The following is a 19,311-nucleotide window of genomic DNA, read 5'->3' as shown; positions in this document are numbered from 1 at the left end:
ATGAATTCTATAAGCATTGAATTTTAAGCGCTTTCAAGAGAAACATTTGTCTTTCTCAGGAATACACTTGATTTTTAACTCATATACTGTAAGTGCTTAGATGAATCTTTTAATGGGGAAAAGAGAAGTTTATAAGACGTGTTGAACAACAATGAGGGGGTATGGAAGATGACAAGCAGACGTTTAAAAGAATTCTTGAATAATAATTTAGAAGATTTAAAAGATAAAGGGCTATACAACGTCATTAATCCGGTAGAGGGGCCCAATGGACCTGTGATTCAAATTGAGGGAAAGCAATTAATTAATTTATCATCCAACAATTATTTGGGGCTTGCTACAGACGAGAGGCTTATTAATGCGTGCAACGAAGCCACTGAAAAATACGGAGTGGGGGCTGGAGCTGTCCGAACGATTAATGGAACTCTAGATATTCATATTAAGCTAGAGGAAAAGCTAGCCGAGTTTAAGCATACAGAAGCAGCTATAGCTTATCAGTCTGGGTTTAACTGTAATATGGCAGCCATCTCCGCGGTTATGGATAGACATGATGCGATTTTATCAGATGAGCTGAATCACGCTTCAATTATTGATGGATGCCGGCTATCAAAAGCAAAAATTATTCCTTTTAAGCATTCGGATATGGAAGATCTTCGTGCAAAAGCAGGCGAAGCACAAAAATCCGATTTATATAATAAAATAATGGTGATTACCGATGGTGTGTTCTCAATGGATGGAGACATTGCTAAGCTTCCGGAAATTGTAGAAATCGCAGAGGAATTTGACTTAATCACATACGTAGATGACGCTCACGGATCGGGCGTATTAGGTAACGGTATGGGGACAGTCAAACATTTTGGCTTATCTGAAAAAGTAGACTTCCAGATTGGAACATTATCAAAAGCGATTGGAGCTGTAGGTGGGTACGTAGCCGGAAAAAAAGACTTAATCGACTGGTTAAAAGTAAGAAGCCGTCCGTTTTTGTTTTCGACTGCTATTACACCAGGCACGGCTGCTGCCTGTATGAAAGCAATTGAAATCCTAAGCACAAGTACAGAGCTGCAGCAGCAAATGTGGGAAAACAGTCGGTATTTAAAGCAAGGATTAAAAGAACTAGGCTTTAACATTGGAGAAAGTGAAACACCTATCACTCCGTGCATCATAGGAGATGAAAACCAAACCCAGATTTTTAGTAAGAGGTTAATAGAAGAAGGGGTATACGCTAAATCAATTGTTTTCCCAACCGTTCCAAGAGGGACAGGACGCGTTCGCAATATGCCGACGGCTGCTCATACGAAAGAAATGTTAGATGAAGCACTTCGTATCTACAAAAAAGTAGGCAAGGAAATGAAATTAATCTAAACGTTGAATCTAGGCAGTACACGAGGAGGATATTGACATGAAAAAAGTATTAATAACGGGTTCTTTAGGGCAAATCGGTTCTGAGTTAACGGCGAAAATGAGAGAGATATATGGTTCAGAAAATATTATTGCCACCGATATTCGCAAAACGACGAGCGATGTCGTGACTTCAGGTCCATTCGAGATTTTAGATGTAACGGATCAGACTGCGTTATTTACGATCGCTAAAAAGCATAAAGTTGATACGATTATTCACTTGGCTGCGCTGTTATCAGCGACAGCCGAGCAAAAACCGCTTCTAGCTTGGAATCTAAATATGGGCGGATTAGTAAACGCGCTCGAAGTAGCACGCGAGCTTCAGTGTCAATTTTTCACTCCAAGTTCAATTGGTGCATTTGGTCCAACGACTCCAAAAGACTGGACGCCGCAGGATACAATTCAACGTCCTACCACGATGTATGGTGTTAATAAAGTAGCGGGTGAATTACTTTGCGATTACTACCACCATAAATTCGGAGTAGATACACGAGGGCTGCGTTTTCCAGGCTTAATTTCATACGTAACGCCTCCAGGTGGAGGAACAACGGACTACGCTGTTGAAATTTATTATGAAGCCGTTAAACATAAGCGCTATACGTCTTATATCGACAAAGGAACCTATATGGATATGATGTATATGCCTGACGCACTAAACGCCGTCATCCAATTAATGGAAGCGGACGGTTCTAAGCTAAAGCACCGAAATTCATTTAACGTTTCTGCCATGAGCTTTGATCCAGAACAAATGGCGACTGAAATCAGAAAAACGATTCCGGAATTTGTGCTGAATTATCAAGTAGATCCTGTTCGACAAGCAATTGCGGAAAGCTGGCCTAACCATATAGATTCCAGCTGTGCGAAGGAAGAGTGGGGGTTTAAAACAGAATATAACCTAGAAAAAATGACGAGAGAGATGCTGGGAAAGTTAAAAGTTGAATCACAGCTTGTCTTAACGTAAGTAGAGAAAAATGATTTCTTCCTCGAAAATAAAGTAAGCGCTTACTAAAAGGCAGATTGCTTGTTTATGCAAGTTCTACTTCGTAACAGTGGTGGACAGTACACATAGATCTTCTGCCCCTTTAAGTGAGCGCTCGTTCGTTGAATAATCAGCACCCTTTTAGGTATTCGTCTGTTAAAATAATAAGGGGATAGAAGGGAGGGAATGACAGTTGAACAATAAATTTCAACAAGTTAATGATTTTTCAATGGGAAGATTAACATCTTTACTCGTTCTTTTACATAATACGGAACTAGCTGAAGGTATTGAAAAGGAAATCAATGAGAGAGGATATAGCTACACAGTAGGAAAAGTCGGAGCAATGGAACTGTCTAAAGTCGTGGCGGCAATTGAAACGAGCGCCAAGACAAACAAAATTATTAATGCCCAGTCGTACCGGGAAGTTCACGCTCTTTATCATGCTATACTTGAAGCCATTCAAGGAGTGAGTCGAGGAACGCTGCAGCTAGGTGATATTTTACGGACAGTAGGACTCACATTTTCAATTGTACGCGGAAAAATTGAGTTCTCAGGATCAAGCGAGGAATGGATTAGTGTTTGTGTGTATGGAACGATAGGTGCGCCTAAAAAAGGCTTTGAACATGATACATTAGGCTTTGGTTTTAACCATATCTAAAGAGTAATTGATGAAATAGTATGATAATAAAAAGCGAGTAGTAGATGTACATAGCTGCTTTAAAGAAGATATTTTTCTTATTGAAAGGTTCTGTGCGGCGTGTTAACATAGTGATTAATATAATAACTGCCTTTAAGACGGTCCAGAGAGGCCGAAAAGGACGGATAACTTGTTTACTGCTTCTATGCCTATCTGTGCCCTTTTGCCCTCTGCGACAAAAGGGCTTTTATGCGTTACTTACCTCTTTTAAACGAAGTCCAGAGAGGCTTCAAAAGAGAATGGACATATGTTATTTATCCATTCCTTCAAAAAAGAAAGAGCGTTTATACAGAAAGAATACAGTGGAGGGTGGAACAACATGAATTATCGTAACAAGACAGTTGTAGCATCAGTAGCAGGTTTGACGTTAGAAGGGATGGACATTATGTTTATCTCGTTTGCTATGTCAATGATTATCGCTGAATTTCACATTGATTTAGCAACGGGTGGACTTATTTCTTCTATTACGAATATAGGAATGCTGATAGGCGGAGTCATCTTCGGAATTTTAGCAGATAAATTTGGAAGAGTGCGGGTTTTTACCTACACGGTTCTTCTATTTGCAGTCGGAACGGCATTAACAGGTTTTGCAGCAAATGTTGAACAAGTGTATGCTTCACGATTTATTGCCGGAATTGGGGCTGGAGGAGAGTACGGAATCGGTATGGCTCTTGTTGCAGAAGCGTGGCCGAAACATAAGCAAGGAAGAGCTTCATCTTATGTTAGTATTGGCGCACAATTTGGAGTTATTCTTGCGGCGCTTTTAAGTTCTCTGATCCTGCCGATTTTTGGATGGAGAGCGCTGTTTTTTGTCGGAATTATCCCCGTCATTTTTGCTTTTATCGTACGAAAAAATTTAAACGAATCTCCTGAGTGGCTAAAAGCTCAAAAAGAGAAAACAGCCGTTGTTAAAAATAATGGCAAGCTACGTCAACTATTTGCTACGCCTAAGACGGCGATGACGACTATTTCTCTGGCAGTGATGGCTACCGTTCAAATTGCAGGCTATAACGGACTCATGATATGGCTTCCGTCTATGCTTCAGCAATCACAAGGACTCTCTGTTTCAAGTTCAGCTCTTTGGACAATCAGTACAGCCGTTGGAATGATTATAGGCATGCTAACATTTGGTCAATTTATGGATCGTTTTGGTTCGAAACGTACTTTTGGAATTTTTCTTCTCGCTTCAGCGTGTGCGGTATTTTTATACTCGTATGCCGAAGGAAGTGCAGGGCTGCTTATAGGAGGAGCTGTTGTCGGATTTTTCTCAAACGGAATGTTCGCAGGATACGGAGCCTTGATCAGCAGTCACTATTCGGTAGAAGTTCGCAGTACTGCAACGAACACTATTTTTAACTTCGGGAGAGCGCTCGGAGGGTTGTCACCCATTCTTGTCGGCTATCTTTTGCAAAGCTATGATATGACGGTAGCGATGACGTACTTGGCGGGGCTGTACTGTATTTCGTTTATTTTTATGATGAGTCTTAAAAAAACGGGAGAAAAAAAAGTAAAACAAATGAACGCTCAGTCTGCTCTTTAAAATAAAAAATAGATTCTATGCTTTTCTGGAAAAAACCGCGCTTACTCAAAAGGGCGGTTTTTTTGAGTGGATAAAAAAATAAGTTTAGGTGTTGTACGGTTGTTTTTTTCGCAAATGCTTCATTAACAAAGGCGTCTACATTATCTATAAAAATATTTATGGATAAGCAGATATTTTCTAATTTGTATTATAGTAATTCCTCTCTTACAATATGGTGTGTAAGGCGGAAACAGAAAATACTATCTTTATTTACAGGAGGACGTTACTATGTCTAAACATATATTAATGGTCGTAACAACGGCTGACAAAATGAAAGAAAATCATCCAACAGGCCTTTGGCTTTCAGAATTTGGTGAAGCGTACGTAGAGTTCGAAAAAGCTGGATTTACCATTACTGTAGCAAGTCCTCTAGGAGGAAAAGCGCCGGTGGATGCTCGCAGCCTTGAAGGAGAGACTTCTCAAGAAATCTTAAATACAGCTAAGCATCTAGAGAATACCCTAAAACTTGATACAATTACAGACAGTGCTAAATTTGATGCTGTCTTCTTACCAGGCGGTCATGGCACAATGTTTGATCTGCCAGATAATCAAACGCTTCATGCTTTAATTCGTGAACTATATGAGGGAGACAAAGTAGTAGCCGCTGTATGCCACGGACCGGCAGGCTTAGTAGGTGTTACATTATCAGATGAAAAGCCGTTGGTGGAAGGAAAAGATGTTGCTGCGTTTACAGATGATGAAGAACGTGAAACAACATTAGACCGCTTCATGCCGTTTCTTTTGGAAACACGTCTGCGTGAACTTGGTGCAAATGTAGTAACTGCTCCAAACTGGACAGATAATATACAAGCAGATGGCAACCTAATAACAGGTCAAAATCCTCAGTCAACAATCAGTGTAGCAAAAGCAGTCGTGAAACAATTATTAAACTAAGATGTAAAAAAGCCTGTAGGACTACAGGCTTTTTTATTAACAGCATCAACAAAGACCGCCGTAGATAATGTGTATGTTTTGCTGTTTTGGACTAGAGAGATCCATCATCATACAAAAAATATGATGGTCAGTGTAATAAATACAAAAAGAGGGAAGCTTTTTATGGAGAATATTTTTAAAGAAATGAGGAAAAACGATGTCAGAAATTATTATTAACGCCATTTTACAAGCCAAGCCAGGAAAAGAAGAAGAGCTTCGATCAGAGTTAGTAAAAGTTATTGAACCATCAAGAGAAGAAAAAGGATGTATTCAATACACTCTCCACCAGGATACAGACAAAGCAGGCACATTTGTTTTTTATGAGAAATGGAAAAGCAAAGAAGATGTTGAAGCTCACATTGAAACACCTCACTATCAACAATACAGACAGCAAACAGAACCGTTAATTGAAAGCAGAGCGGTACATCGTTTACAAGAAGTAAGTTAATACAAAAGAGGCTGGAGCAAAAGTGTTTTAGTTGAAGGAAGGTCCGAACGAGGAATCAAGATTCTTGATGGAGAATCAAACTCGTTCGGATCTTTTTGTGGTTATGGTGAATCTGAGTTTCATTTAGTGAGACCAAGCAGTAGAGTAAGCGAGGAGGCTCATCGACCTCCTTGCACGGAAATCCACAGCGGTATCGTAAATAATCCATACTAGCTCCTTTATCCGATTTGTTCACCTTTAGATGGGATTGATTTCGCTATGACTCCATCTCTGTTTGTTATAAAGAACTAAAAAGCTTCAGGGGAAAAATCATTTCAGCTGCGAAAAGCCGATTGGAAAAGGGATAAGGCAGTGAAAGAAACAAAAAATAATAGAAGCGGTGTTTGAGAAGCAGACAGGCGGGTAGATAAAAACTAGATGACATAGTTCAACAATTAACAAACTAAAAGTAACAAACTAAAAGGAGAGATCAAATCAATGCGTACAAATTTAAAACACTTTATTAACGGAGAATGGGTTGAATCAACAGGAAACGAAACGTCAGATGTGATCAATCCTGCTACTGAAAAATCAATTGGTAAAATTAGCTTAGGTACAAAAGAAGATTTAGATAAAGCCGTGGCAGCAGCTAAAGCAGCGCTTCCCACATTTTCAAGAACAACAAAAGAAGAGCGAATTAAAATGCTTCGCAATATTGCAAAAGGGTATGAAAAGCGTAAACAAGAGCTTATTGAAGTCATGACTGAAGAGCTTGGCGCTCCTTTAAAAATTTCAGAAGAAGTGCACTATGAAATGGGACTTAGCCACTTTAAAGAAGCAGCTAATGCGCTTGAAGATTATACATTTGAAAAAGATCATGGAAGCTACAAGGTCGTAAAAGAGTCTATTGGAGTAAGCGGACTTATTACACCATGGAACTTCCCAACAAATCAAACGTCTACTAAAATTGCAGGAGCTATCGCAGCAGGAAGTCCAATGGTATTAAAACCATCAGAACTTACACCGTATGCAGCGATAATATTAGCAGAAATCATTGATGAAGCTGGTGTACCAAAAGGTGCCTTTAACCTTGTAAACGGAACGGGAAGCACAATCGGTGACGGTATTAGTTCTCACCCGGACATTGATTTTGTATCATTTACGGGGTCAGGTGCTGTAGGCGAGAAAATTATGCAAAACGCGGCTAAAACAATCAAAAAAGTAGCTCTTGAACTAGGCGGGAAATCACCGCTAGTTGTATTAGAGGATGCGGATGTAGAAGAAGCGGCTAAAATAGCAGTTTCACACATTGCAATGAATACAGGACAAGTATGTACGGCAGCAACGCGCATTATCATTCCTGCCTCTATGAAAGAAAAATTTGAAGAAGCAGTGAAGAAGGTTCTACCATCATTCCCAGTTGGCGATCCGTTAAATAAAGACAACGTAACTGGACCGCTCGTAGCGGAAAAACAGTGGGATCGCGTACAGGATTATATTAAAAAAGGAATGGATGAAGGTGCAAAGCTTCTTACTGGCGGAACGGGCAAACCAGACGGCTTAGAAACAGGATACTTTGTTAAACCGACAGTCTTTACTGACGTTTCAAATGATATGGTTATTGCACAAGAAGAAATCTTTGGACCTGTAACTACTATTATCACGTATGATGATCTAGAGCAAGCTCTTGAAATCGCAAATGATACAGTCTATGGACTTGCAGGCTATGCGGTCGGAAAAGACCAAGAAACACTTGACTATGTTGCTAAAAATATTAGAGCTGGTCAAATCATCGTCAACGATGCTGAGCAAGACAGAGCTGCACCATTCGGTGGATTCAAACAATCTGGTATTGGACGCGAGTGGGGAGCATTTGGTATTGAAGAATATCTAGAGCCAAAAGCGATCATGGGCGTTAAAGTTCCGGCAAAAGTATAATTGATGTAAAAAAAGAAAGGAGTTTTTCTCCTTTCTTTTTTTATGGGTACATAAAAGAGAGCCAGTTAAAAAAAGAATAACGAAAGCAAAGGTGGATAGCATAAACGTGTATCACGCATATGAAGTGACACGTTAAAGGAGGGAATAATAAATTGAATAGAGAGATGCACGGAAGTTCATCAACGGAAAGTTTCATTCCCATGAGCTCTATAGCCAGTGGAAAAGGAGTCGAAGTGGCGCCGGATATCTACAGCTATACTACACAGATTGTTAACGTATGTTTTATAGGGAATCCAGCCAAGAACGATCGCTTTGTCCTTATTGATGCAGGCATGCCTAACTCGGCTTCTATGATTATTAATGAGGCAGAGGAAAGGTTTGGAAAAGAAAAAAAACCAAAAGCAATTATTCTTACACATGCACATTTTGATCATATTGGATCTATTATTGAATTAGTGGAGAAGTGGAAAATACCGGTATATGCACATCCGCTTGAACTTCCATATGTGACGGGTAAAAAAAATTATCCCACACCAGATGGCACAGTCGAAGGCGGGCTTGTAGCAAAGCTTTCTCCGCTATTTCCAACGGAAGCCATTGATTTAGGTTCTCATGTGCAAGCTTTACCAGTCGACGGCTCTGTACCTCATATGCCGGAATGGGAATGGATTCACACCCCTGGTCATTCTCCAGGACATATTTCTCTTTTTAGAAAGCAGGATCTTGCGCTTATCGCTGGGGATGCTTTTGTTACCACTAAGCAAGAATATTTACTGGATGTACTAGAGCAAGAATTGGAAATTAGCGGTCCTCCTCGTTATTTAACTACGGACTGGGCCTCTGCCAAAAGATCAGTTGAAGTGCTTCAGTCATTGCATCCGTCTGTGGCGGTGACCGGACATGGAAAACCGGTTTCCGGAGAATGGCTTTCAACTAATTTATTGAAGCTTGTTGAAAATTTTGATACAATTGCCCGTCCGGATTACGGAAAGTATGTATAAGAATAAAGGGATAACTCTAATCTTTACCCAGGTCTTAAAAGTTGCAGATGAAGATCAAAAGCTCTACGAACTCACTGAGTTCGTAGAGCTTTTTTAGTTTTTTTATAAAAGTAAGAAAAGAGCTATTTTTACTTTCATTAAAAATTTTGCTGAATAGCCTGATGGGCTTCGCGTAAATGTCTTAAATGCTCTTCTATTCGTCTTAATTCTTTATCGCCAGACGTTGCTTCTTTTTGTTCATTAATTTGCTGCTGAACGATGTTCAAATGCATTTGAGCATTTTGAAAATTAGCTCCATTCAAATCCATCTGTCCTTGATAAACAGCTTGTTCAGCTAATTGTAGTGCTTCTTTAATATGAGTGTATGAATTCATGCCTCTCATCCTTCTGTATAGTATTTACAGTTAACATGCGCTGGTTTTTCGCAGGTATACAAACGGATTTAGAAATAAAATAAAAATTACGTAGTACAAGCTAAGCAGGCTGCATACATTTATCATAGTTCAATTTATAAAACCTCAGAAGCAGGGAGGGATGCATGTGGGAGCTTTTTTCAGCTATATGTTATTAGGGCTATCGTTAGCCGCACCAATCGGTCCTATCAACGCCGCTCAGCTTGATAAAGGAATCAAAAATGGCTTTTTACATGCTTGGTTCTTAGGGATAGGAGCAACATCGGTTGACGCCCTTTATATGCTTGTAGTTTATTTTGGGTCCGTTCATTTTTTAAGCAGCGATTTTATGAAAACGTTTCTTTTTTCGTTTGGATGCTTTGTATTGATTTATACCGGTATTGAAGGGTTAATGAGCGCAGGGAAAATTACACAGCATCGGAATGCAAAAGGAGATTCGATCGTAAAGTGCTTTTTTTCAGGTTTTTTAATTTCATTAACAAATCCGCTTACTATTCTTTTTTGGCTCGGTATTTATGGCTCTGTTTTAGCCAAAACAGCTAATACATACGAAACAGAACAGCTTATTTTATACAGCTGTGCTATTTTTACAGGGATTTTATGCTGGGATATTGCTATGGCAGCTTTAGCAAGCACTTTTCGCAGGTATTTAGCAGCGACGTTTTTGACTGCAGTTTCCGTTATATCCGGCCTTTCTCTAATAGGATTTGGTATATATTTCGGCTGTCAAGCTGTACAGCAATTCATTATTTAAAAGGAGAGAAAGCAGAATTGAATTTAAAGCGTTTTCTATCTGCTGAAAAATAGTAGAAAGCTGCCTCTTTTTGCGCATAAATTTTTCAAACTATCACACACTACATCGAGGTGTAAGGAGTGATAGTATGAAAAAGAAAATAGGCTGCGGAAGTCAGGTTGAAGGGAAATTAAAATGGTGGCAGCTGTCTTTAATCGGAGTAGGATGCATAATCGGCACAGGCTATTTTTTAGGATCAAGTATTGCAATAAAAGCCACGGGTCCCTCTGTATTAATTGCTTTTTTACTAGCAGCAGTATGTACATTTATTGTATTTGACGCTCTTGCTAAAATGAGTGCTCAAGATCCTCAAAAAGGTTCGTTTCGCTCCTATGCTAAAAAGGCTTATGGAAGATGGGCAGGCTTTAGCAGCGGATGGGTATACTGGAGTTCAGAGATGTTGATCATGGGGAGTCAGCTCACTGCTTTATCTCTTTTTACACGTTTTTGGTTTGATGGTATTCCATTGTGGGTCTTTGCCTCTATTTATGCTGTTTTAGGCATTGCTGTTGTATTAATAGGAACAAAAGGCTTTGAACGAATGGAAAATGTATTTGCTGTCACAAAAGTGGCTGCTATTTTAATGTTTATTGTATTAGCTAGTCTCGCTTTATTTGGATTTCTTGACGAAGGTGCCAAACAAGGAGTGCCGCGAACGATAAGTGAAGTATTTCCTCATGGATTTTTAGGTTTATGGGGCGCTTTGCTTTATGCCTTTTATGCTTTCGGCGGCATCGAAGTCATGGGAATCATGACGGTTCGTTTAGAAAAAAAAGAAGACGCACCGAAAGCGGGAAGAAGTATGCTTATTCTTCTTGGAATTATTTATATTGTTTCACTGAGTTTAGCTATTTTAATTGTGCCATTTCATGATTTCCATGGAAATCAAAGTCCATTTATAAAGGCTTTAGAAACATATCATCTTCCATTTTTTCCTCATGTTTTTAATGGAGCAATGATTATTGCGGGTTTCTCAACGATGTCAGCGTCTTTTTTTTCCGTAACAACAATGATTGTCACTCTTTCAGAAGATGGAGATGCTCCTGCATTGTTTTCAAAACAAAAACAGAAAAAGCTGCAGTTTCCTTTACCGGCTTTACTTTTAACAACAGCGGGATTAGTTATTTCTATTGTCCTTTCCTTGCTATTGCCCGGGAAAATTTATGAGTACATTACAACAGCAGCTGGACTGATGCTGATTTATAACTGGTTTTTTATTTTAATTTCGTTTCATCGCTTAATTAAACAAACCGTTTGGGATAAAGTAAAACAAGCTGTTGGCCTCTTATTAATCCTGCTAGCAGTAAGCGGTACGCTGTTAGAATCTGCAAGCAGACCAGGTTTCTTTGCAAGCTTATGCTTTTTAATTGTTATAAGCCTTGTTATTTTAAAACTGCGCCATAAGTGGAAAGAAGAAGAAGCCGCTAGTTAACATATATTTAATCTTTATGAGGGACACTATGCACGTTGTACAATTACAAAATAAAAGGTGGTTATGATCATGCCAAAAAACAAGCAGACTCCTTCTTCACAAGTAGATCAAAAACAAGTAGTAGATAACAAAGCAAAAGCGCTACGAGAAAATAATTATGAAGATGGTCATATTCGCAAGATAACTCAAAGCGGGGCAGACGGCCAATAACAAAAAAAGACGCGTTCGCGTCTTTTTTTTGTTGAAGTGTATCCTTACCAACGATGAGCTTTTGCATTACTTCGCAAGATGATGTTCGTTTGAGACATCTCTGTATGTCCATTTACTTGGGACTTTGAACGCTTCGGTCTCGTCCAGTTGTGGCGGAATAGTTCTGAATGCTGATCTACTTGATTTTTATCATTCATCATAATCACCTCAAGGATAGGATACTTTCACGAGATATTTACGGTGAAATATCTCTCTTATAGAATGGGGTAAAAAAGAAGAAATACACCTAACACTTTTAACCATACATATAAAGGGAGTGCCTATTCATAAACTATAAAGGGCAACTTCTAACTTTGGACTAAGCTTCGGATTTATAAAGTAAAACTGCCTTAGTGGGGACTAAGGCAGTTTTTTAGTTGAGTAATCAAACTTCAATAATGATGGGAAGAATCATAGGTCTTCTTTTCGTTTGGTTATATAAGAACTGTCCAAGGGTGGTCTTAATTTCTTTTTTCATGATGTTCCATTGGTGAACGTGCGCTTTTTGCAATTGATTTACAATTTTAGTCACTTGTCGATTAACGTCTTTTAATAGCTGCTCTGAGTCTCTTGTATAAACAAAGCCTCGCGAAATTGTATCTGGACCCGACACAATTTTTCCTTCCGTTTTATTTAAAGTAATCACAATAACCAGCATACCATCTTCTGAAAGCTGTTTGCGGTCACGTAAAACCGCATTTCCAACATCCCCAATGCCAAACCCATCTACATATACATTGCCTGCAGAGATTTTTCTTGTTTGAACAGCTGTTCCGCCCTTGATGTCGACAATATCACCGTTATTTATAATAAAAATGTTCGCTTTTTCCACCCCTACGGATTCTGCTAATAAGCTGTGGTGATGAAGCATTCGAAACTCACCGTGAATGGGGATAAAATACTTTGGCTTCATCAATGTAGCCATTAATTTTAGCTCTTCTTGATAGCCATGTCCTGATACGTGCATGCCTGTTGCGCTTCCTGAACCGTAAATCACATGAGCCCCGAGTGTGAAAAGACTGTCGACAATACGAGAGATATTACGTTCATTGCCAGGAATAGGCCCTGCTGATAAAATGACCGTGTCTTCAGGAACAATCTCTACTTGTCGATGATTTCCGCTGGCTAATCTAGATAAAGCGGCCATCGGCTCGCCTTGGCTTCCAGTACAGAGAATAGCGACTTGTTCAGGCGCAAGTGAATGTACTTCATAAGGTTCAATCAGCATCCCTTCAGGAATGGTTAAATACCCTTTCTCTAACGCAACTGATACAACGTTAACCATGCTTCTTCCTAGCAGCGCAAGTTTTCTGTTCGTTTTAATCGCTGCATCTACAATTTGCTGTACGCGGTTAACATTTGAGGCGAAAGTAGAAATAATCACTTTTCGCTTTGCTTTACGAAAGGCCTCTTCTACATGTTTGCCAACTAGCTTTTCTGAAGGCGTAAATCCAGGGCGCTCCGCATTTGTGCTTTCTGATATTAAAGCGAGTACACCTTCACTGCCGATTTTCGCCATTTTATGAAGATCTGGATATTGGTCGTTAACAGGAGTTAAATCAAACTTAAAATCCCCGGTATGCACAACAGCTCCTTCAGGCGTATGAAAGACAATTCCAAGACAATCTGGAATGCTGTGATTCGTTTTGAAAAAAGAAAGCGGAATATTGCCTAATGTAATTTCTGACTCTTCGTCGATTTCAATAAGCTCCGTCTCTGCAGATAATTGATGTTCCTGCAGTTTAATGTCGATTAATCCGAGTGTAAGGCTTGTTGCATAAATGGGGAGGCTTAACTGTTTTAAAAGATAAGGAATACCTCCAATATGATCTTCATGACCATGCGTCACAACCAGTGCTCGAACTTTTTCTTGATTCTCTTGCAAGTATGTAATATCAGGTATAATCAAATCAATTCCTAATAAACTTTCGTCAGGAAATTTAGAGCCGCAGTCAATTACAATGATTTCATCATCATATTGAACGGCATACATATTTTTTCCTATTTCATTAATGCCGCCTAAAGCAAAAATGGATAGTGTGTTTCTATTTGTACTCACACTTATTTCCTCCTATATTTTCAAAATGGATATAGAGAATTTCTACTCTTAGTATGAACATTTATTTCTGGTGCATTCTGTTAAATATGGAAATTTTATTTTTTATTGGATATGGGGATGCAAGTAAAAAGAAAAGAAGGTCATTTTCCTAATACTACCTCTTATTTTCTTTTTATAACTCCATAAAATATAGACGTTACACATGGAGGTGGATGGAATGAGTAAACAAAATAAAAGCAAAAACCAAGGAGTCAGCAGCAGTGCAGCAGCTGTCGATAATGTGAATAAAAGTATTTTATCAAACGATATTCATACAGATGAGCTTCAAAAAGCAAAAGTAAGTCGTCATAATAAGTAAAAGAATGACAGACAAAAGAGCAGCTTTGAGCTGCTCTGAATAAAATAGAGATAGGGAAGTGAAAAACGTGTCAGAACACAAAAATTCTCAGTATAAAGAAGAAAATAAGTCAACGCCTAGTCGTCCTCTTGAATATAAAGAACGGGCGAACGAATCAAAAAGTACACGTCAAATGCTGCGCAGTATTCTCGAATATTCAAGTCGTTATCGTTAACAAATTTTACATATAATCATGGGCATATTTAAAAGGGAATGTCTCGACAAATATAAGGTATAAAGAACCTTTTTTGAAAAAATATATATTATTTACAATAAATTTAAAAAAATCATAAATGAAACTGCTATAATCCTCTTGAAAAGACAAGCGTTGCAAAAACTTGAGGGGAGCATTTTATATGCGGAAAAAATATAATCGCGTAGGTTATGCCGTTTTGACAATGTGTACAGCTTTATCTATCTCACTGCCTTTTACTACTCATCCAGCATCAGCAGAAAGCGCTGCTGACCCTGCACCAGAAATTAAAGCTTCTGTTGTAAATGAAAACAATGGTAAAAAAATCTTGTTTGATAATACCCATGGTCAAACGGCGGGTACAGCAGATTGGGTTATTGACGGAGGTTTTTCTGATTTTGGGAAAGGGCTGGCTGGCAGCGGGTTTGATGTAAAAGAGCTGCGGAAATCTACGCCGATTACATACAGTGACCTTAGCGGCTATAGTGTGTTTGTTGTGCCAGAAGCAAATATTCCGTATAAATCTTCTGAACAAGCTGCCCTTTTACAATATGTTCAGAACGGGGGAAGCGTCTTCTTTATTGCTGATCATTACAATGCAGACCGAAACAAAAACCGCTGGGATTCTTCAGAAGTTTTTAACGGGTACCGTCGTGGAGCATGGACAAACCCAGCAAAAGGTATGACAACGGAAGAAGCAAACTCTGAGGCAATGCAAAACGTAACAAGTTCTGACTGGTTAGCAAGTAACTTTGGTGTTCGCTTTCGCTATAATGCCATTGGTGATGTGACAGCCAATGATATTGTATCTCCTTCTCAAGCGTTCGGTATTACGCTAGGTGTTTCCACCGTTGCTATGCATGCAGGTTCTACGGTTGCAATTACGGACCCAAACAAAGCAAAAGGAATTGTGTATCTTCCTAAGACAACGGCAAAATGGTCAAATGCTGTAGATCAAGGAGTGTATAACGGAGGGGGAAGAGCAGAAGGTCCTTTTGCTGCTGTTTCAAAAGTAGGGGCAGGTAAAGCTGCTTTTATAGGAGATTCTTCACCGGTTGAAGATGCTACACCAAAATATAAACGAGAAGATACAGGATCTTCTAAAACCACATATGACGGATTTAAGGAACAAGACGATTCTACACTGCTTGTAAATATGGTCAATTGGTTAGCGAAGCAAGAAAGCTATATTTCTTTGAATCAAGTATCAGGACTTCAATTGGATCAAGCTACAGCATTACTTTCGTCGGAAACGCCAAGTCAGTCCACTGAGCCTCAGCCAGAACCATGGTCAGCACCTACAGCAGGGTATAAATGGTATGATACGTCAACTTTTGCATCTGGTTCATATGGTTATAAAGGTGGAACTACGCAACCACCAACTGCTAGTGCTTACACATTTGAACATCAAGCCATTTTACCAACGAGCGGCGTATTCCAAATACGCGTAAAGGTAAGCGGGCTTTCAGCTAACACTGCGTATAGCACGTTTAATCTAGGTGTATATAACGGATCGGGAACTCAAATTGCTAAAGTCCAAAACGCAGATGGAAGCTGGCCGTCATCCTATGGATACAGCAGCAATTTTTCAATTACAACGGACGCAGCTGGAAATGGAGAAAAGGTTGTAAATGTCCAACTAAATCCGAGTGCAGCGGGGAGTGCTAATCTCCGTTTACGCCAAAGCAGTACGAACGCATATACAGAAGCTGTAACGGTAGGGAACGTAGCAGTTGAACCACTGCCTTAATAATAGTGAAAGCAAGCACTTGTGCTTGCTTTTTTGTTGTTGTATTTCCTATCTTTGAGGTTAAAGAAACGTCAGAGGAGAGGCTTATCCATAAAGGAGAAATATGATATCTTAGAAGAAAGAATGAAGTAAAAGGAGTCAGCTAATATGTCTAAATATAAAGAATTAGAGACAGGTTATCTAATGGATAAAATTAAAGAATACAAAGAATTAATTTGGAGAGTAGGGCCAGGAAGTGAAAGAACAATAGAAGCTGTTCAAGAGATTCAAGGAATGGAAAAAGAGTTAAAAGCACGGGATGCGGAATTTGAAGCTACGGATTGGAAAGCTTTTACTCAGGAAATAAGAGAGAACTACGATTTTATTTATTAAGAAGACACATTTATCATAATGTGCTTGAGATAAATATCTCCAAGTAGAAGGCTTTCTGTTTTCTACTTGGAAACGATAAAAGTAGTATGAAGACGATTAAGAAAAATGATCCAGTATCAATGAAGCAAGTAATCCAAGTGCAGCAATCAATCCTGTAATAGAACCTCCTTCTTCATAGGCCTCTGGCATCATTGTAGAACCTACCATAGCAATAATACCACCGCCGGCAAAAGCAGCAATAGCAGCCATAAGTGTCTCAGATGCATGATCTAAAAAAACAAAGCCTGTCCATGAACTAAAAGCTGAAATGAACAAAACAGCTGCCCATAGTAAAAAAATTTTCCTCTTAGAGAATCCGCTTTTTACTAGACCGGTCGTACTGGACAGTCCTTCGGGAATATTACTTATAAAAATAGCGATAACAAGAAGCCAGCTAACGGTTGCATTTTCAATTAAGCTAGCTCCAATCATAATGGACTCTGGGATTGCATCCATTACGGTCCCTATAAATATAGCAATTCCAGAACTATTCGCGGCCATTTGTTTTATAGACCTCTTTCTTTTATTCGCTCCTTGACGTGAAATTAGATAGTCTAAAAAAGTAAAAACGACAGCCCCCGCAAGGAACCCAAGAGAAGTAGCTTTTAACCCGCCGCTATGAACCGAGTCTCCAAGCAGCTCATAGGTAGATGCTCCAATTAATACACCCGTCCCAAAAGCCATAATATAACCAATTATCTTTTTGCCGATAGGCAAAAAAACTGCTGCCAAAGCACCAAGAAGGACAGCTGATCCTGAAATTCCGCCCCACATCGCAGCTTGCCACATGAAAAATCCCTCCTCATCTCTATTTTCTATGGATACTTTCCCTAAGAAAAGAAAGAAAAAACGTAAAAGTAGAAAAAAGGAATTTATTCGATTAAGTAATGGTTTTATTTCGTTATCCTTGAGAAAGAGAGTGTTCCAGCATCCAAGCTGAGACTATATTTATTTTAATATTCATAAAATTTTAATTATACTGAAATAAAAAACTATTTTACGAAGATGACTGATTTGACAGAGGTAAATGGTTTACTTAAGTGTTTTTCTCAAAAAAACAATTGTATTTCTGAGGAAAATTCATTATTATAAAATAAGTAATTATACAGTCGAATAGCTAAAAATAGAAAAAATAGTTTAGTTGTAAAGGTACTAGGTAAAAATGGAATGATTTAAAAACGACAGCTGTTCCATCAGACACAAAAAGTATCTTTCCTAACAGAGCTATAACAAGTTTAGGAGGAGGAAATGGAATGGCAGACAAAGAGTTAAAAAGAGGCTTAGAATCTCGTCACATTCAAATGATCGCGCTTGGTGGAACAATTGGCGTTGGATTATTTATGGGATCAGCAAGTACGATTCAATGGACAGGTCCATCGGTATTGCTTGCTTACGCAATTTGCGGAATGTTTATTTTCTTTATTATGCGTGCTATGGGCGAAATGCTGTACATGGAACCAAGCACAGGTTCATTCGCTACATTTGGCCACAAATATATTCATCCATTAGCAGGTTATATGGCTGCATGGAGTAACTGGTTTCAATTTGTAATCGTAGGGATGTCCGAAATTATAGCGGTAGGAGCATATATGCATTACTGGTTCCCTCATTTACCAGCTTGGGTGCCTGGTATTATCGCCATGTTGATTTTAGGCACAGCAAACTTAGTTTCAGTGAAATCATTTGGAGAGTTTGAATTTTGGTTTGCGATGATTAAAATTGTAACAATTATTTTAATGATTATCGCGGGACTTGGATTAATTTTCTTTGGATTTGGAAATGATGGAGACGCAATTGGGTTATCAAATCTTTGGGCACACGGAGGCTTCTTTGCAGGCGGATGGTCAGGCTTTTTCTTCGCGCTATCTCTTGTTATTGCAGCTTATCAAGGAGTCGAGCTAATTGGGATTACAGCTGGTGAAGCAAAGGATCCTAAAAAAACGTTAACAAGCGCGATTCAAAGCATCATCTGGCGTATTTTAATTTTTTATATTGGAGCTATTTTCGTCATCGTGACGGTATATCCTTGGAATGAGTTAGATTCTTTAGGAAGTCCATTTGTATCTACATTTGCTAAAGTTGGTGTTACGGCAGCTGCAGGTATCATTAACTTTGTAGTCATTACGGCAGCGATGTCAGGCTGTAATAGCGGAATCTTTAGTGCAGGACGCATGCTTTATACGCTCGGTGTAAACGGTCAAGCACCTAAATTCTTTACAAAAATTTCTCGCAACGGCGTTCCAATTTACAGTACGCTCGCTGTTATGATTGGATTAGTAATTGGTGTTATTTTGAACTATATCGCTCCACCTAATGTATTTGTTTATGTATACAGTGCTAGCGTGCTTCCTGGAATGATTCCTTGGTTCATTATTCTTATCAGCCAAATTCGTTTCCGTAAAGCTAAAGGTGCTGAAATGGATAGTCATCCTTTCAAAATGCCTTTTGCGCCTGTAACGAACTATGTAACCATTGCTTTTCTACTAATGGTGCTTGTAGGCATGTGGTTTAATGATGAAACGCGTATTTCACTTATTGTAGGGGTTATTTTCCTCGCTCTCGTTGTCATTAGTTTTTACGCATTCGGCATAAATAAACGTATGATACCTGATACAGAGAACGGTCAAATAAAGAAATAAATATGCTTTTTCATAATCGAAAAGCA

The 19,311-nt window shown here is 38.9% G+C and carries 20 protein-coding genes; 16 read left to right on the top strand and 4 right to left on the bottom strand.

The features are described 5' to 3' along the window. Window positions 1–168: 168 nt before the first annotated feature. From WKH56_RS27260 to WKH56_RS27225, 8 genes are all read left to right on the top strand, one after another. Entirely contained in the window at window positions 169–1,359 is a 1,191-nt protein-coding gene (locus WKH56_RS27260) for a glycine C-acetyltransferase (protein WP_060747530.1), read from the top strand. Between the two features lie 37 nt (window positions 1,360–1,396). Continuing rightward, window positions 1,397–2,356, top strand: a complete 960-nt coding sequence (locus WKH56_RS27255) for an L-threonine 3-dehydrogenase (protein ID WP_310884309.1) — start codon at window positions 1,397–1,399, stop codon at window positions 2,354–2,356. A 211-nt stretch (window positions 2,357–2,567) separates the two neighbouring features. Then, window positions 2,568–3,032 carry a hut operon transcriptional regulator HutP gene (gene hutP / locus WKH56_RS27250; RefSeq protein ID WP_045291416.1) on the top strand — a complete coding sequence of 155 codons (465 nt, stop codon included), beginning with the start codon at window positions 2,568–2,570 and terminating at the stop codon, window positions 3,030–3,032. 358 nt (window positions 3,033–3,390) lie between these two features. Beyond that, window positions 3,391–4,611 carry an MFS transporter gene (locus tag WKH56_RS27245; RefSeq protein ID WP_168760507.1) on the top strand — a complete coding sequence of 407 codons (1,221 nt, stop codon included), beginning with the start codon at window positions 3,391–3,393 and terminating at the stop codon, window positions 4,609–4,611. Window positions 4,612–4,878: 267 nt separating this feature from the next. Continuing rightward, complete coding sequence (locus WKH56_RS27240; RefSeq protein WP_048018549.1) at window positions 4,879–5,544, top strand: type 1 glutamine amidotransferase domain-containing protein; 666 nt, start codon at window positions 4,879–4,881, stop codon at window positions 5,542–5,544. 196 nt (window positions 5,545–5,740) lie between these two features. Then, the gene (locus tag WKH56_RS27235; protein WP_168760508.1) at window positions 5,741–6,031 is read left to right on the top strand and encodes a putative quinol monooxygenase; all 291 of its coding nucleotides are present in this window, start codon (window positions 5,741–5,743) and stop codon (window positions 6,029–6,031) included. A gap of 477 nt (window positions 6,032–6,508) precedes the next feature. Next, on the top strand, window positions 6,509–7,948 hold the full coding sequence (locus WKH56_RS27230; RefSeq protein WP_310884310.1) for an aldehyde dehydrogenase family protein: 1,440 nt from the start codon (window positions 6,509–6,511) through the stop codon (window positions 7,946–7,948). A gap of 152 nt (window positions 7,949–8,100) precedes the next feature. Next, complete coding sequence (locus WKH56_RS27225) at window positions 8,101–8,949, top strand: MBL fold metallo-hydrolase (protein WP_310884311.1); 849 nt, start codon at window positions 8,101–8,103, stop codon at window positions 8,947–8,949. Window positions 8,950–9,086: 137 nt separating this feature from the next. Here the strand turns inward: WKH56_RS27225 and WKH56_RS27220 are convergent, their stop codons facing one another. Continuing rightward, window positions 9,087–9,323, bottom strand: coding sequence for a hypothetical protein (locus tag WKH56_RS27220; protein WP_048018553.1), 237 nt, complete (start codon window positions 9,321–9,323; stop codon window positions 9,087–9,089). Between the two features lie 166 nt (window positions 9,324–9,489). Between WKH56_RS27220 and WKH56_RS27215 the strand changes: the two genes are divergently transcribed. The 3 genes from WKH56_RS27215 to WKH56_RS27205 all read left to right on the top strand — a co-directional run bounded on the left by WKH56_RS27215 (window position 9,490) and on the right by WKH56_RS27205 (window position 11,797). Further along, complete coding sequence (locus WKH56_RS27215) at window positions 9,490–10,116, top strand: LysE family transporter (protein WP_081213946.1); 627 nt, start codon at window positions 9,490–9,492, stop codon at window positions 10,114–10,116. A 127-nt stretch (window positions 10,117–10,243) separates the two neighbouring features. After that, complete coding sequence (locus tag WKH56_RS27210; protein ID WP_168760513.1) at window positions 10,244–11,587, top strand: amino acid permease; 1,344 nt, start codon at window positions 10,244–10,246, stop codon at window positions 11,585–11,587. Between the two features lie 69 nt (window positions 11,588–11,656). Next, on the top strand, window positions 11,657–11,797 hold the full coding sequence (locus WKH56_RS27205) for a hypothetical protein (protein ID WP_168760514.1): 141 nt from the start codon (window positions 11,657–11,659) through the stop codon (window positions 11,795–11,797). Between the two features lie 44 nt (window positions 11,798–11,841). Here the strand turns inward: WKH56_RS27205 and WKH56_RS27200 are convergent, their stop codons facing one another. Continuing rightward, window positions 11,842–11,994 (bottom strand): YpzG family protein, encoded by a 153-nt coding sequence (locus WKH56_RS27200; protein WP_013056278.1) that lies wholly within the window; start codon window positions 11,992–11,994, stop codon window positions 11,842–11,844. Between the two features lie 227 nt (window positions 11,995–12,221). Beyond that, complete coding sequence (locus WKH56_RS27195) at window positions 12,222–13,895, bottom strand: ribonuclease J (protein WP_310884312.1); 1,674 nt, start codon at window positions 13,893–13,895, stop codon at window positions 12,222–12,224. A gap of 217 nt (window positions 13,896–14,112) precedes the next feature. On the opposite strand from WKH56_RS27195, the gene WKH56_RS27190 reads away from it, so the two are divergent. The 4 genes from WKH56_RS27190 to WKH56_RS27175 all read left to right on the top strand — a co-directional run bounded on the left by WKH56_RS27190 (window position 14,113) and on the right by WKH56_RS27175 (window position 16,607). Then, window positions 14,113–14,253, top strand: coding sequence for a hypothetical protein (locus tag WKH56_RS27190; protein ID WP_013082478.1), 141 nt, complete (start codon window positions 14,113–14,115; stop codon window positions 14,251–14,253). Between the two features lie 67 nt (window positions 14,254–14,320). Continuing rightward, window positions 14,321–14,467 carry a hypothetical protein gene (locus WKH56_RS27185; RefSeq protein ID WP_155017158.1) on the top strand — a complete coding sequence of 49 codons (147 nt, stop codon included), beginning with the start codon at window positions 14,321–14,323 and terminating at the stop codon, window positions 14,465–14,467. Between the two features lie 181 nt (window positions 14,468–14,648). Beyond that, a complete protein-coding gene (locus tag WKH56_RS27180) occupies window positions 14,649–16,235 on the top strand; it encodes a type 1 glutamine amidotransferase family protein (protein ID WP_274863566.1) in 1,587 nt (528 codons plus the stop codon). A gap of 147 nt (window positions 16,236–16,382) precedes the next feature. After that, window positions 16,383–16,607 carry a hypothetical protein gene (locus tag WKH56_RS27175; RefSeq protein WP_028413940.1) on the top strand — a complete coding sequence of 75 codons (225 nt, stop codon included), beginning with the start codon at window positions 16,383–16,385 and terminating at the stop codon, window positions 16,605–16,607. Window positions 16,608–16,703: 96 nt separating this feature from the next. On the opposite strand, the gene WKH56_RS27170 is transcribed toward WKH56_RS27175, so the two are convergent. Further along, a complete protein-coding gene (locus tag WKH56_RS27170) occupies window positions 16,704–17,435 on the bottom strand; it encodes a ZIP family metal transporter (RefSeq protein WP_310884313.1) in 732 nt (243 codons plus the stop codon). A 464-nt stretch (window positions 17,436–17,899) separates the two neighbouring features. On the opposite strand from WKH56_RS27170, the gene WKH56_RS27165 reads away from it, so the two are divergent. Continuing rightward, entirely contained in the window at window positions 17,900–19,285 is a 1,386-nt protein-coding gene (locus WKH56_RS27165; protein ID WP_033578512.1) for an amino acid permease, read from the top strand. The last annotated feature ends 26 nt before the right edge of the window (window positions 19,286–19,311 follow it).

Source organism: Priestia sp. SB1 (assembly GCF_038898415.1).
The sequence above is the reverse complement of the archived record's forward strand: the minus strand, read 5'-3'. Positions and strand labels throughout refer to the sequence as shown.

Bases quoted from the DNA above. Each gene is read 5' to 3' on its own strand.
- WKH56_RS27220 (WP_048018553.1), bottom strand. From the start codon at position 9,323: ATGAATTCATACACTCATATTAAAGAAGCACTACAATTAGCTGAACAA.
- WKH56_RS27170 (WP_310884313.1), bottom strand. From the start codon at position 17,435: ATGTGGCAAGCTGCGATGTGGGGCGGAATTTCAGGATCAGCTGTCCTT.
- WKH56_RS27255 (WP_310884309.1), top strand. From the start codon at position 1,397: ATGAAAAAAGTATTAATAACGGGTTCTTTAGGGCAAATCGGTTCTGAG.
- WKH56_RS27205 (WP_168760514.1), top strand. From the start codon at position 11,657: ATGCCAAAAAACAAGCAGACTCCTTCTTCACAAGTAGATCAAAAACAA.
- WKH56_RS27245 (WP_168760507.1), top strand. From the start codon at position 3,391: ATGAATTATCGTAACAAGACAGTTGTAGCATCAGTAGCAGGTTTGACG.
- WKH56_RS27190 (WP_013082478.1), top strand. From the start codon at position 14,113: ATGAGTAAACAAAATAAAAGCAAAAACCAAGGAGTCAGCAGCAGTGCA.
- WKH56_RS27230 (WP_310884310.1), top strand. From the start codon at position 6,509: ATGCGTACAAATTTAAAACACTTTATTAACGGAGAATGGGTTGAATCA.
- WKH56_RS27240 (WP_048018549.1), top strand. From the start codon at position 4,879: ATGTCTAAACATATATTAATGGTCGTAACAACGGCTGACAAAATGAAA.
- WKH56_RS27210 (WP_168760513.1), top strand. From the start codon at position 10,244: ATGAAAAAGAAAATAGGCTGCGGAAGTCAGGTTGAAGGGAAATTAAAA.
- WKH56_RS27260 (WP_060747530.1), top strand. From the start codon at position 169: ATGACAAGCAGACGTTTAAAAGAATTCTTGAATAATAATTTAGAAGAT.
- WKH56_RS27235 (WP_168760508.1), top strand. From the start codon at position 5,741: ATGTCAGAAATTATTATTAACGCCATTTTACAAGCCAAGCCAGGAAAA.
- WKH56_RS27180 (WP_274863566.1), top strand. From the start codon at position 14,649: ATGCGGAAAAAATATAATCGCGTAGGTTATGCCGTTTTGACAATGTGT.
- WKH56_RS27200 (WP_013056278.1), bottom strand. From the start codon at position 11,994: ATGAATGATAAAAATCAAGTAGATCAGCATTCAGAACTATTCCGCCAC.
- WKH56_RS27165 (WP_033578512.1), top strand. From the start codon at position 17,900: ATGGCAGACAAAGAGTTAAAAAGAGGCTTAGAATCTCGTCACATTCAA.
- WKH56_RS27175 (WP_028413940.1), top strand. From the start codon at position 16,383: ATGTCTAAATATAAAGAATTAGAGACAGGTTATCTAATGGATAAAATT.